The sequence below is a fragment of the Enterobacter cloacae complex sp. R_G8 genome (genome assembly GCF_024599795.1).
GTDB classification, from domain to species: Bacteria; Pseudomonadota; Gammaproteobacteria; order Enterobacterales; family Enterobacteriaceae; genus Enterobacter; species Enterobacter dissolvens.
Genome location: NZ_CP102246.1, coordinates 785,533 through 798,695 on the forward strand (window position 1 = coordinate 785,533; position 13,163 = coordinate 798,695).

Here is a 13,163-nt window from a genome sequence, read left to right on the forward strand (position 1 = left end):
GAATGACACTGGATATAGAGTATCCTGACGCTGTTTTTAACACAGTTGTAATATGAGGTTAATCCCTTGAGTGACATGGCGAAAAACCTAATACTCTGGCTGGTCATTGCCGTTGTGCTGATGTCAGTATTCCAGAGCTTTGGGCCCAGCGAGTCGAATGGCCGCAAGGTGGATTATTCTACCTTCCTGCAGGAGGTCAATCAGGACCAGGTTCGCGAAGCGCGTATCAACGGACGTGAGATCAACGTTACCAAGAAAGATAGTAACCGTTACACGACTTACATCCCGGTGAACGATCCTAAGCTGCTTGATAACCTTCTGACTAAAAACGTCAAGGTGGTAGGTGAGCCGCCAGAAGAACCAAGCCTGCTGGCTTCTATCTTCATCTCCTGGTTCCCGATGCTGCTTCTTATCGGCGTCTGGATCTTCTTTATGCGCCAGATGCAGGGCGGCGGTGGCAAAGGTGCCATGTCGTTCGGTAAGAGCAAGGCGCGTATGTTGACGGAAGATCAGATCAAAACCACGTTTGCAGACGTCGCCGGTTGTGACGAAGCAAAAGAAGAGGTGGGTGAACTGGTTGAATACCTGCGCGAGCCGAGCCGTTTCCAGAAGCTGGGCGGTAAGATCCCGAAAGGCGTCCTGATGGTCGGCCCTCCGGGTACCGGTAAAACCCTGCTGGCGAAAGCCATCGCGGGTGAAGCGAAGGTGCCGTTCTTTACTATTTCGGGTTCTGACTTCGTAGAAATGTTCGTGGGTGTTGGTGCATCTCGTGTGCGTGACATGTTCGAGCAGGCTAAAAAGGCAGCACCGTGCATTATCTTCATCGATGAAATCGACGCCGTAGGTCGCCAGCGTGGCGCAGGCCTGGGCGGTGGTCATGATGAACGTGAGCAGACTCTGAACCAGATGCTGGTTGAGATGGACGGCTTTGAAGGTAACGAGGGTATTATCGTTATTGCGGCAACTAACCGTCCGGACGTTCTTGACCCGGCGCTGCTGCGTCCAGGCCGTTTCGACCGTCAGGTTGTGGTTGGTCTGCCGGATGTCCGTGGTCGTGAACAGATTCTGAAAGTTCACATGCGTCGCGTACCGCTGGCGCCAGATATCGACGCGGCAATCATTGCGCGCGGTACACCGGGCTTCTCCGGTGCGGATTTGGCTAACCTGGTCAACGAAGCTGCACTGTTTGCTGCTCGCGGTAACAAGCGCGTGGTATCGATGGTGGAATTCGAAAAAGCGAAAGACAAAATCATGATGGGGGCGGAACGCCGCTCCATGGTGATGACGGAAGCGCAGAAAGAGTCCACGGCATACCACGAAGCGGGCCACGCGATTATCGGTCGCCTGGTGCCGGAACACGATCCGGTGCATAAAGTGACGATCATTCCGCGCGGTCGTGCGCTGGGTGTGACCTTCTTCCTGCCTGAAGGCGACGCGATTAGCGCCAGCCGTCAGAAACTGGAAAGCCAGATTTCAACCCTGTACGGCGGTCGTCTGGCGGAAGAGATTATCTACGGTGCGGAACATGTTTCTACCGGTGCGTCCAACGATATTAAAGTGGCGACAAACCTGGCGCGTAACATGGTGACCCAGTGGGGCTTCTCCGACAAACTCGGTCCACTGCTGTATGCAGAGGAAGAGGGCGAAGTGTTCCTGGGCCGCTCTGTGGCGAAAGCGAAACATATGTCTGATGAGACAGCTCGCATCATCGACCAGGAAGTGAAAGCGCTGATTGAACGTAACTACGGTCGCGCACGTCAGATCCTGAACGACAATATGGACATTCTGCATTCGATGAAAGATGCGCTCATGAAATATGAGACCATCGATGCTCCGCAGATTGACGACCTGATGGCTCGCCGCGAAGTGCGTCCGCCAGCAGGCTGGGAAGACCCAGGTGCTTCCAACAATTCTGACAACAATGGCACCCCGCGTGCGCCGCGTCCGGTTGATGAACCACGTACGCCGAACCCGGGCAACACCATGTCAGAACAGTTGGGCGACAAGTAAGTCACTGCTGTTGGTGAGTATGTCTGTACCTCAAACCCTGGAGCTTGCTCCGGGGTTTTTCTTTTCTGTTAAACCACATTAATACCAGGGATTTAACCATGAAACTATTCGCCCAGGACTCGCATCTCGATCTCTCACATCCGCATGTGATGGGGATCCTGAATGTCACGCCTGACTCCTTCTCTGATGGTGGCACGCATAACACGCTTATCGAGGCGGTTAAGCACGCCAATCTGATGATCAACGCGGGAGCCACAATCATTGACGTCGGCGGTGAATCGACGCGTCCAGGGGCGGCAGAGGTTTCGGTGGAAGAAGAGCTGGCGCGGGTGGTGCCGGTGGTAGAAGCGATCGCACAACGTTTTGAGGTGTGGATATCCGTCGACACGTCCAAGCCAGAGGTCATTCGCGAAGTGGCGCGAGTGGGTGCTCACATCATCAATGATATCCGCTCTCTCACCGAGCCAGGGGCGATTGAGGCGGCTGCGGAAACCGGGCTGCCGGTTTGTCTGATGCATATGCAAGGCCAGCCGAAAACGATGCAGGATGCGCCTAAGTATGAGGATGTTTTTGCGGATGTGAATCGCTTCTTTAATGAGCATATTGCACGCTGTGAGGGTGCAGGTATCGCAAAAGAGAAATTGCTGCTCGACCCGGGGTTCGGTTTCGGTAAAAATCTCTCTCACAATTATGAGTTGCTTGCGCGCTTATCAGAGTTTCATCATTTCGGCCTGCCGCTGCTGGTTGGCATGTCGAGAAAGTCGATGATTGGGCAGTTGCTCAATGTAGGGCCGAGTGAACGCCTGAGCGGTAGCCTGGCTTGTGCGGTGATTGCGGCAATGCAAGGCGCACACATTATCCGTGTCCATGATGTTAAAGAAACAGTAGAAGCCATGCGTGTGGTGGAAGCCACACTGGCAGCGAAGGAAAAGAAACGCTATGAGTAATCGTAAGTATTTTGGTACCGATGGTATCCGTGGGCGCGTAGGCGATGCTCCAATCACCCCTGATTTTGTGCTTAAACTTGGTTGGGCTGCTGGCAAGGTTCTGGCACGTCATGGCTCGCGTAAAATTATCATTGGTAAAGATACCCGTATCTCCGGCTATATGCTGGAGTCCGCGCTGGAAGCCGGACTGGCCGCAGCGGGGCTTTCAGCTTCCTTTACGGGGCCAATGCCAACCCCGGCTGTTGCGTATCTGACGCGTACCTTCCGCGCGGAAGCTGGCATCGTGATTTCTGCCTCGCATAACCCGTTCTATGACAACGGCATCAAGTTCTTCTCCATCGATGGCACCAAGCTACCGGATGAAGTGGAAGAGGCGATCGAAGCCGAAATGGAAAAAGAGATCACCTGCGTCGATTCCGCTGAACTGGGCAAAGCAAACCGTATTGTTGATGCAGCTGGCCGTTACATTGAATTCTGCAAAGGGACCTTCCCGAACGAGCTAAGCCTGGCTCACCTTAAAATTGTGGTGGACTGTGCAAACGGTGCGACGTATCACATTGCGCCTAATGTTTTCCGTGAGCTGGGGGCGAAAGTGATCACCATCGGCTGTGAGCCTGATGGTCTGAACATTAACGAACAGGTCGGTGCGACAGACGTTCGTGCCCTGCAGGCACGCGTGCTGGCAGAAAAAGCGGATCTCGGTATTGCGCTGGACGGTGACGGCGACCGTGTGATCATGGTTGATCACGAAGGTAACAAGGTCGATGGTGATCAAATTCTTTATATCATCGCCCGTGAAGGCCTGCGTCAGGGGCAGTTGCGCGGCGGCGCCGTGGGTACCCTGATGAGCAATATGGGACTGGAGCTGGCGTTGAAACAGCTGGGTATCCCGTTTGTTCGTGCGAAAGTGGGTGACCGCTACGTGCTGGAAAAACTGCAGGAGAAAGGCTGGCGTATTGGCGCAGAAAACTCCGGTCACGTGATCCTGCTGGACAAAACCACCACCGGTGACGGCATCGTCGCGGCACTGCAGGTGGTAGCCGCCATGGCCCGCAATCATATGACCCTGCAGGATCTCTGCAGCGGTATGAAAATGTTCCCGCAGATCCTTGTCAACGTGCGCTTCACCGCAGGAAAAGGCGATCCGCTGGAAAATGAAAATGTAAAAGCCGTCATGACTGAGGTTGAAGCCGCGCTCGGCAGCCGTGGTCGTGTTCTGCTGCGTAAGTCGGGTACTGAACCGCTGATCCGCGTGATGGTGGAAGGTGAAGACGAAACGCAGGTGACGGAATTTGCGCACCGTATTGCGGATGCCGTAAAAGCTGCATAACTTTTCACAGTAAGTGTTTAAAAAGGCGGCGCTTGCCGCCTTAGTTTTAAGCATTTAATGGCTTTTTGCTGTTTTTTTCTGCAGTTGATACAATGCGTCAAAATTGCCCTTGCGAAGGTCATTCGCTTTGGTTAGTATTCACACCCGCTTCAGTGGGAAACAAAAATCCTGCTAATTGGTCGAAGCATTGGTATGCGGCAAATCCGCAAGGAACAGGTTGATTATGTACGAAGCTCTTTTAGTTGTTTTCCTTATTGTAGCCATCGCTCTCGTAGCGCTGATTATGCTGCAGCAAGGTAAAGGCGCTGATATGGGAGCCTCCTTCGGAGCAGGCGCTTCCGGTACGCTGTTCGGTTCAAGTGGTTCTGCGAACTTCATGACCCGTACTACAGCGATTCTGGCTACGCTGTTCTTCATCATCAGCCTGGTGCTGGGCAATATCAACAGCAACAAGACCAGCAAAGGAAGCGAGTGGGAAAACCTGAGCGCGCCAGCGAAAACTGAGCAGACTCAGCCAGCTGCACCGGCTAAGCCAACCAGCGATATCCCGCAGTAAGTATTCCGTACCGAGGTGGTGGAATTGGTAGACACGCTACCTTGAGGTGGTAGTGCCCTAACGGGCTTGTGGGTTCGAGTCCCATCCTCGGTACCAATATTCCAGAAGAAAGACGTCGAAAGACGTCTTTTTTTTCGTCTGAAGTACGATCGAAAAAAAACCAAAAAAAGGCGTCCATCGGACGCCTTTTGCATTTCATCTCAGCGATTACTTCTTATCGCTGTGCTCCAGGTTTTCAACCTGCGGCAGGCCGTTACCGGAACTGGCTGACAGCAGGCCATTCTCAACGTAGTTGAACAGCTTCTCACGGGTATCGGTGATATCCAGATTACGCATGGTCAGCTGACCAATACGGTCATCAGGTGAGAACACGGATTCGCCTTTCTCCATGGTCAGACGCTCTGCTTTGTAGGTCAGGTTGTCGGACACGGTATTCAGGATGGAGTAGTCGTTACCGCGACGCAGTTCCAGAGTCACTTCGCCAGTAATAGCGCTTGCCACCCAACGTTGCAGAGCATCACGCAGCATCAGTGCCTGCGGATCGAACCAGCGGCCCTGATACAGCAGTTTACCCAACTGACGGCCATGAGAGTGATATTGCTCAATGGTATCTTCGTTGTGAATGCCGGTCAGCAGACGTTCATACGCAATGTGCAGCAGCGCCATCCCCGGGGCTTCATAGATGCCACGGCTCTTCGCTTCAATGATACGGTTTTCAATCTGATCGCTCATACCCAGACCGTGACGGCCGCCGATGCGGTTCGCTTCCAGCATCAGTTCCACATCATCAGAGAAGGTCTTGCCATTGAGGGCAGCCGGATGGCCACGCTCGAAACGCACGGTCACTTCCTCTGCCGGGATTTGGACGTTTTCATCCCAGAACTTCACACCCATGATGGGGTTAACGATTTTCACGCTGGAATTCAGGAACTCCAGATCTTTTGCTTCGTGCGTCGCGCCCAGCATGTTGGAATCAGTGGAGTAGGCTTTTTCGACGGACATCTTATAGTCGAAGCCGCAGGCAATCATAAATTCAGACATTTCATGACGGCCGCCCAGCTCATCGATAAAATCGGTATCCAGCCACGGTTTGTAAATCTGCAGCTCGGCGTTAGTCAGCAGGCCATAGCGATAGAAACGTTCAATGTCGTTGCCTTTATAGGTACTGCCGTCACCCCAGATGTTCACACCATCTTCTTTCATGGCGGCAACCAGCATGGTGCCGGTCACGGCACGGCCCAGTGGGGTGGTGTTGAAATAGGTCAGACCGCCGGTGGTATTATGGAAAGCGCCACACTGAATAGCGGCAATACCTTCGGCGACCAGCTGCTTACGGCAGTCAATCAGACGTGCGTTCTCTGCGCCATACTCTTTAGCACGACGAGGAATGGCATCATAGTCGTCCTCATCCGGCTGACCCAGGTTCGCTGTATATGCATACGGAACCGCTCCCTTCTGGCGCATCCACAGCAGTGCAGCGCTGGTATCCAGGCCGCCTGAAAAAGCGATGCCAATACGTTGTCCTACCGGAAGATGCTTGAGAATCGTCGTCATAAAATAAAACCCTGCGTGATTGACTGATTAGAGACCGCTTTCGCTCTCGATGCATGTTTATGCAAAATAAGTGAGTATTCATTTAATCATCTTTTGTCGATGACCGGAAGAGACTCGTGCGTTTTTTGTAAAAATTTCCCTCCGTTTGGCCTGGTGGAAACTGGGTTGACAGGCGGGGTTCACTATCAATATACTGAACGCCGATTTTACGTCCCGTCTTCGGTACCAAATCCCAGCATTATTTGCATTTTCTCGCCAAAAAGCGTAGAATTTGCCACGTTTCAGGCGCGGGGTGGAGCAGCCTGGTAGCTCGTCGGGCTCATAACCCGAAGGTCGTCGGTTCAAATCCGGCCCCCGCAACCACTTTCCCATAAAGTCATTTTTCAAATATACTGTGAAGACTCAGAGCCTTCGTAGCTGGATTTGAAAAAATTCTTTCGGAGAGTGCTCCAGGCCACCGTTGTGGCTATAGGGTTCAGTTATCTAAAGCCCCGATTTATCGGGGTTTTTTGTTATCTGACTACAGAATAACTGGGCTTTACGCCCTTTTTTTATGTCTTGGGGGTGGGCTTGTCCACATTAGAGCAAAAATTAACAGAGATGATTACTGCACCGGTCGAAGCACTGGGCTACGAACTGGTCGGCATCGAATTCGTTCGCGGCCGCACATCGACGCTGCGCATCTATATTGATAGTGAAGATGGCATCAATGTTGATGATTGTGCTGATGTTAGCCACCAGGTGAGTGCGGTTCTTGATGTTGAAGATCCGATTACCGTTGCGTACAACCTGGAAGTTTCCTCACCTGGCCTCGATCGCCCGATGTTCACGGCCGAGCACTATGTGCGCTTTACCGGTGAAGAAGTGGCTCTCGTTCTGCGTATGGCCGTACAGAACCGCCGTAAATGGCAGGGAATTATCAAAGCCGTTGATGGTGAAATGATCACGGTGACAGTCGAAGGCAAAGATGAAGTGTTCGCGCTGAGTAATATCCAGAAGGCGAACCTGGTTCCCCACTTTTAACAGTCTGGATTGAGGTGAAAAGCCCGCGATGAACAAAGAAATTTTGGCTGTTGTTGAAGCCGTCTCCAACGAGAAATCACTGCCGCGTGAAAAGATTTTCGAAGCGCTGGAAAGTGCACTGGCTACAGCAACCAAGAAAAAATACGAACAAGAGATCGATGTTCGCGTAGAAATCGATCGCAAAAGCGGTGACTTCGATACATTCCGTCGTTGGGTAATCGTTGAAGAAGTGACCCAGCCAACCAAAGAGATCACTCTGGAAGCGGCACGTTTTGAAGACGAAAGCCTGAACGTTGGTGACTATGTTGAAGATCAGATTGAGTCTGTGACCTTCGACCGTATCACCACCCAGACCGCAAAACAGGTTATCGTGCAGAAAGTTCGCGAAGCCGAGCGTGCGCTGGTTGTTGATCAGTTCCGCGATCAGGAAGGCGAAATCATCACGGGTGTGGTGAAGAAAGTGAACCGCGACAACATCTCTCTGGAGATCAAATCTGAAGGGATGCCGGGCAACGCTGAAGCGGTGATCCTGCGTGAAGACATGCTGCCGCGTGAAAACTTCCGCCCTGGCGACCGTATCCGTGGTGTGCTGTATGCCGTTCGCCCTGAAGCGCGTGGTGCACAGCTGTTCGTGACCCGTTCTAAACCAGAAATGCTGGTTGAACTGTTCCGTATCGAAGTGCCGGAAATCGGTGAAGAAGTTATCGAGATTAAAGCGGCGGCTCGCGATCCGGGCTCCCGTGCGAAAATTGCGGTGAAAACCAACGACAAGCGTATCGACCCGGTCGGTGCTTGCGTCGGTATGCGTGGTGCGCGTGTTCAGGCGGTCTCTACCGAGCTGGGCGGCGAACGTATCGATATCGTTCTGTGGGATGACAACCCGGCGCAGTTCGTGATCAACGCAATGGCTCCGGCGGATGTGGCGTCTATCGTTGTTGACGAAGACAAACACACCATGGATATCGCTGTTGAAGCGGGCAACCTGGCGCAGGCAATCGGCCGTAACGGTCAGAACGTACGCCTGGCGTCACAGCTGAGCGGCTGGGAACTCAACGTCATGACCGTTGATGACCTGCAGGCCAAGCATCAGGCTGAAGCCCATGCGGCGATCGATACCTTCACGAAATACCTGGACATTGACGAAGAGTTCGCCACGGTTCTGGTAGAAGAAGGTTTCTCTACGCTGGAAGAACTGGCCTATGTGCCAATGAAAGAGCTGCTGGAAATTGACGGTCTGGATGAACCAACCGTTGAAGCCCTGCGTGAACGCGCTAAAAACGCACTGACCACCCTGGCACTGGCTCAGGAAGAAAGCCTTGGCGATAAAAAGCCGGCTGATGACCTGCTGAATCTGGAAGGTCTTGATCGTGCGATTGCGTTCAAGCTGGCTGCCCGTGGTGTTTGTACGCTGGAAGATCTCGCTGAGCAAGGCGTTGATGACCTGGCTGATATCGAAGGTTTAACCGACGAGAAAGCCGGCGAACTCATCATGGCCGCACGTAATATTTGCTGGTTCGGCGACGAAGCGTAATAAACTGTAGCAGGAAGGAACAGCATGACTGATGTAACTGTAAAATCGCTGGCTGCCGAGATTCAGACCTCCGTGGACCGCCTGGTACAGCAATTTGCTGATGCAGGGATCCCGAAGACCGCTGATGACTCGGTGACGGCAAACGAAAAACAAACCTTGTTAGCGCACCTGAACCGTGAACACGGCTCTGCGCCTGACAAGCTGACGCTGCAGCGCAAAACGCGCAGCACGTTGAATATCCCTGGTACCGGTGGCAAAAGTAAATCGGTACAAATTGAAGTCCGCAAGACGCGCACCTTTGTAAAACGTGATCCGCAAGAGGCAGAACGCCTTGCCGCGGAAGAGCAGGCACAGCGTGAAGCGGAAGAACAAGCTCAGCGTGAGGCGGAAGCATCTGCCAAACGTGAGGCAGAATTAAAAGCTGAACGTGAGGCCGCAGAAAAAGCGAAACGCGACGCAAGTGATAAAGTGAAGCGTGAAGCTGCGGAAAAAGACAAAGTGAGCAATCAACAGACAGACGAAATGACCAAAACCGCCCAGGCTGAAAAAGCCCGCCGTGAAAATGAAGCTGCCGAGCTGAAGCGTAAAGCGGAAGAAGAAGCACGCCGCAAGCTGGAAGAAGAAGCGCGTCGTGTGGCTGAAGAAGCGCGCCGTATGGCAGAAGAAAACGAGAAGAATGGTGTGAATACCGCTGAACCGACTGAAGATACCAGCGACTATCACGTGACCACTTCTCAGCACGCGCGTCAGGCTGAAGATGATAACGACCGTGAAGTTGAAGGCGGCCGTGGTCGTGGTCGCAATGCGAAAGCAGCGCGTCCGGCGAAAAAAGGCAACAAACACGCCGAGTCTAAAGCTGATCGTGAAGAAGCGCGTGCAGCCGTGCGTGGCGGTAAAGGCGGCAAACAGCGTAAAGGTTCTTCCCTGCAGCAGGGCTTCCAGAAGCCAGCTCAGGCCGTTAACCGTGACGTTGTGATCGGCGAAACCATCACCGTTGGCGATCTGGCGAACAAAATGGCGGTTAAAGGCTCTCAGGTCATCAAAGCGATGATGAAACTGGGCGCAATGGCGACCATCAACCAGGTTATCGACCAGGAAACCGCACAGCTGGTTGCCGAAGAGATGGGCCATAAAGTTATCCTGCGTCGTGAAAACGAGCTGGAAGAAGCGGTAATGAGCGACCGTGATACCGGTGCTGCGGCAGAACCGCGTGCGCCAGTTGTGACCATCATGGGTCACGTTGACCACGGTAAAACCTCGCTGCTCGACTACATTCGTTCTACGAAAGTGGCCTCCGGTGAAGCGGGTGGTATTACCCAGCACATCGGTGCATATCACGTTGAAACCGACAACGGTATGATCACCTTCCTGGATACCCCAGGTCACGCCGCGTTCACCTCAATGCGTGCGCGTGGTGCTCAGGCGACAGATATCGTTGTTCTGGTTGTTGCTGCAGACGATGGCGTCATGCCACAGACTATCGAAGCTATCCAGCACGCGAAAGCGGCGGGTGTGCCTGTTGTGGTTGCAGTGAACAAGATCGATAAGCCAGAAGCGGATCCGGATCGTGTTAAAAACGAACTGTCCCAGTACGGCATCCTGCCAGAAGAGTGGGGCGGTGAAAGCCAGTTCGTACACGTGTCTGCGAAAGCAGGTACCGGTATCGACGAGCTGCTGGACGCGATCCTGCTGCAGGCTGAAGTTCTGGAGCTGAAAGCGATCCGTAACGGTATGGCGAGCGGCGCGGTCATCGAATCCTTCCTGGATAAAGGCCGTGGCCCAGTGGCTACCGTTCTGGTTCGCGAAGGTACACTGCATAAAGGCGATATCGTCCTGTGTGGTTTCGAATACGGTCGTGTTCGTGCGATGCGTAACGAACTGGGTCAGGAAGTGCTGGAAGCAGGTCCGTCCATTCCAGTGGAAATCCTCGGTCTGTCCGGTGTGCCGGCTGCCGGTGACGAAGTGACCGTTGTGCGTGACGAGAAGAAAGCGCGTGAAGTTGCACTGTACCGTCAGGGCAAATTCCGTGAAGTTAAACTGGCTCGTCAGCAGAAATCTAAACTCGAGAACATGTTTGCGAACATGGCTGAAGGCGAAGTTCACGAAGTGAACGTCGTACTGAAAGCAGACGTTCAGGGTTCTGTGGAAGCGATCTCCGACTCCTTGCTGAAACTGTCTACCGACGAAGTTAAAGTGAAGATCATCGGTTCTGGCGTAGGTGGTATCACCGAAACCGACGCAACCCTGGCGGCTGCCTCCAACGCCATCCTGGTTGGCTTCAACGTGCGTGCTGACGCGTCTGCTCGCCGCGTGATCGAAGCGGAAAGCCTGGATCTGCGTTACTACTCCGTCATCTATAACCTGATCGACGAAGTGAAAGCAGCGATGAGCGGTATGCTGTCTCCAGAGCTGAAACAGCAGATCATCGGTCTGGCTGAAGTGCGTGATGTGTTCAAATCACCGAAATTCGGTGCGATCGCGGGCTGTATGGTTACCGAAGGTACCATCAAGCGTCACAACCCAATCCGCGTACTGCGTGACAACGTGGTTATCTACGAAGGCGAGCTGGAATCCCTGCGCCGCTTCAAAGATGACGTTAACGAAGTCCGTAACGGCATGGAATGTGGTATCGGCGTGAAGAACTACAACGACGTTCGCGTTGGCGATATGATCGAAGTGTTCGAAATCATCGAGATCCAACGCAGCATCGACTAATCCTGTTGGGATAGGTCCATATGTCGGCCGGGATCGCCTCGTGCCACCCGGCAATAATTTTAAAAAGGGGCTTTAGCCCCTTTTTTGTCTGGAGAATTTATTATGGCGAAAGAATTTGGTCGCCCGCAGCGCGTAGCGCAGGAAATGCAGAAAGAGATCGCGCTCATCCTGCAACGCGAAATTAAAGATCCGCGTGTGGGCATGATGACCACCGTGTCCGGCGTGGAGATGTCCCGTGACCTGGCGTATGCCAAAGTATTCGTGACGTTCCTGAACGATCAGGACGAAGCGGCAGTGAAAAATGGCATTAAAGCGCTGCAGGAAGCCTCTGGTTTCATCCGCTCTCTGCTCGGTAAAGCGATGCGCCTGCGTATCGTGCCTGAGCTGACCTTCTTCTACGACAACTCCCTGGTCGAAGGTATGCGTATGTCCAACCTGGTGACCAGCGTGGTGAAACATGACGACGAACGTCGTGTTAATCCGGCGGACGACAGCAAGGAGGACTGATGAGTCGTCCTCGTCGTCGTGGTCGCGACGTGCATGGTGTGCTGCTGCTGGATAAACCCCAGGGCGCTTCCAGCAACGACGTGCTGCAAAAAGTTAAGCGAATTTTTAACGCCAACCGTGCGGGCCATACTGGTGCGCTGGACCCTCTGGCGACGGGAATGTTGCCTGTCTGTCTGGGGGAGGCTACAAAGTTTTCTCAGTACCTGCTGGATTCCGATAAACGTTATCGCGTCATCGCCAGACTGGGCCAGCGCACGGACACCTCCGATGCCGATGGCCAGGTGGTAGAGGAGCGTCCTGTGACGTTTAGTGCAGAGCAACTGGATGCGGCGCTGGAGAGCTTCCGTGGCGATACGCTGCAGGTGCCGTCGATGTATTCTGCACTGAAATATCAGGGCAAAAAACTCTACGAATATGCGCGCCAGGGCATTGAAGTGCCGCGTGAAGCCCGCCCGATCACCGTGTATGAACTGCTCTTTATTCGCCACGAGGGTGACGAACTGGAGCTGGAAGTCCACTGTTCGAAAGGCACCTATATTCGTACCATCATCGACGATCTGGGCGAGAAACTGGGCTGCGGCGCGCATGTTATCTATCTGCGTCGCCTGGCCGTCAGTAAGTATCCGGTTGAGCGGATGGTGACCCTTGAACATCTGCACGCGCTGGTTGAGCAGGCGCAAGCGCAAGGGATGGCAGCAGCAGAACTGCTCGATCCGCTGCTGATGCCGATGGACAGCCCGGCGGCGGACTTCCCGGTTGTTAATCTTCCTTTAACATCGTCCGTTTACTTTAAGAACGGAAACCCGGTTCGGACCATGAATGCACCGCTGGAAGGGCTGGTACGCGTGACCGAAGGGGATGACGGTAAGTTTATCGGCATGGGTGAAATGGACGGTGAAGGACGCGTTGCGCCCCGCCGTCTGGTGGTGGAATACCCGGTCGAAGGCTGACGGCGATATCAGCTCACCTTGCGGTAAACCGGTGAGGCGA

General features: G+C 53.6%; 10 protein-coding genes and 2 tRNA genes. 11 read left to right on the top strand and 1 reads right to left on the bottom strand.

Annotated features, from left to right (window positions below):
- Positions 1-75: 75 nt before the first annotated feature.
- From ftsH to NQ842_RS03770, 5 genes are all read left to right on the top strand, one after another.
- Entirely contained in the window at positions 76-2,010 is a 1,935-nt protein-coding gene (gene ftsH / locus NQ842_RS03750) for an ATP-dependent zinc metalloprotease FtsH (protein WP_014833437.1), read from the top strand.
- Positions 2,011-2,108: 98 nt separating this feature from the next.
- Positions 2,109-2,957 (top strand): dihydropteroate synthase, encoded by an 849-nt coding sequence (gene folP / locus NQ842_RS03755; RefSeq protein WP_257256506.1) that lies wholly within the window; start codon positions 2,109-2,111, stop codon positions 2,955-2,957.
- On the top strand, positions 2,950-4,287 hold the full coding sequence (gene glmM / locus NQ842_RS03760) for a phosphoglucosamine mutase (protein WP_014833435.1): 1,338 nt from the start codon (positions 2,950-2,952) through the stop codon (positions 4,285-4,287). The genes folP and glmM overlap by 8 nt, the downstream gene beginning before the upstream one ends.
- A gap of 223 nt (positions 4,288-4,510) precedes the next feature.
- Complete coding sequence (gene secG / locus NQ842_RS03765; protein WP_021242256.1) at positions 4,511-4,843, top strand: preprotein translocase subunit SecG; 333 nt, start codon at positions 4,511-4,513, stop codon at positions 4,841-4,843.
- A gap of 9 nt (positions 4,844-4,852) precedes the next feature.
- Positions 4,853-4,939: transfer RNA gene (locus NQ842_RS03770), tRNA-Leu, on the top strand.
- A 111-nt stretch (positions 4,940-5,050) separates the two neighbouring features.
- On the opposite strand, the gene argG is transcribed toward NQ842_RS03770, so the two are convergent.
- The gene (gene argG / locus NQ842_RS03775; protein WP_257256507.1) at positions 5,051-6,397 is read right to left on the bottom strand and encodes an argininosuccinate synthase; all 1,347 of its coding nucleotides are present in this window, start codon (positions 6,395-6,397) and stop codon (positions 5,051-5,053) included.
- 286 nt (positions 6,398-6,683) lie between these two features.
- Here argG and NQ842_RS03780 point away from each other — a divergent pair.
- From NQ842_RS03780 to truB, 6 genes are all read left to right on the top strand, one after another.
- Positions 6,684-6,760 (top strand) — tRNA-Met (locus NQ842_RS03780).
- A gap of 207 nt (positions 6,761-6,967) precedes the next feature.
- The gene (gene rimP, locus NQ842_RS03785; protein ID WP_014833432.1) at positions 6,968-7,420 is read left to right on the top strand and encodes a ribosome maturation factor RimP; all 453 of its coding nucleotides are present in this window, start codon (positions 6,968-6,970) and stop codon (positions 7,418-7,420) included.
- A gap of 28 nt (positions 7,421-7,448) precedes the next feature.
- On the top strand, positions 7,449-8,951 hold the full coding sequence (gene nusA / locus NQ842_RS03790; protein ID WP_013098917.1) for a transcription termination factor NusA: 1,503 nt from the start codon (positions 7,449-7,451) through the stop codon (positions 8,949-8,951).
- A 24-nt stretch (positions 8,952-8,975) separates the two neighbouring features.
- A complete protein-coding gene (gene infB / locus NQ842_RS03795) occupies positions 8,976-11,666 on the top strand; it encodes a translation initiation factor IF-2 (RefSeq protein WP_014833431.1) in 2,691 nt (896 codons plus the stop codon).
- Positions 11,667-11,768: 102 nt separating this feature from the next.
- Positions 11,769-12,173 (top strand): 30S ribosome-binding factor RbfA, encoded by a 405-nt coding sequence (rbfA, locus tag NQ842_RS03800; RefSeq protein WP_003024988.1) that lies wholly within the window; start codon positions 11,769-11,771, stop codon positions 12,171-12,173.
- Positions 12,173-13,123 (top strand): tRNA pseudouridine(55) synthase TruB, encoded by a 951-nt coding sequence (truB, locus tag NQ842_RS03805; RefSeq protein WP_194516020.1) that lies wholly within the window; start codon positions 12,173-12,175, stop codon positions 13,121-13,123. Before rbfA ends, truB begins: the two co-directional genes overlap by 1 nt.
- Positions 13,124-13,163: the final 40 nt, after the last annotated feature.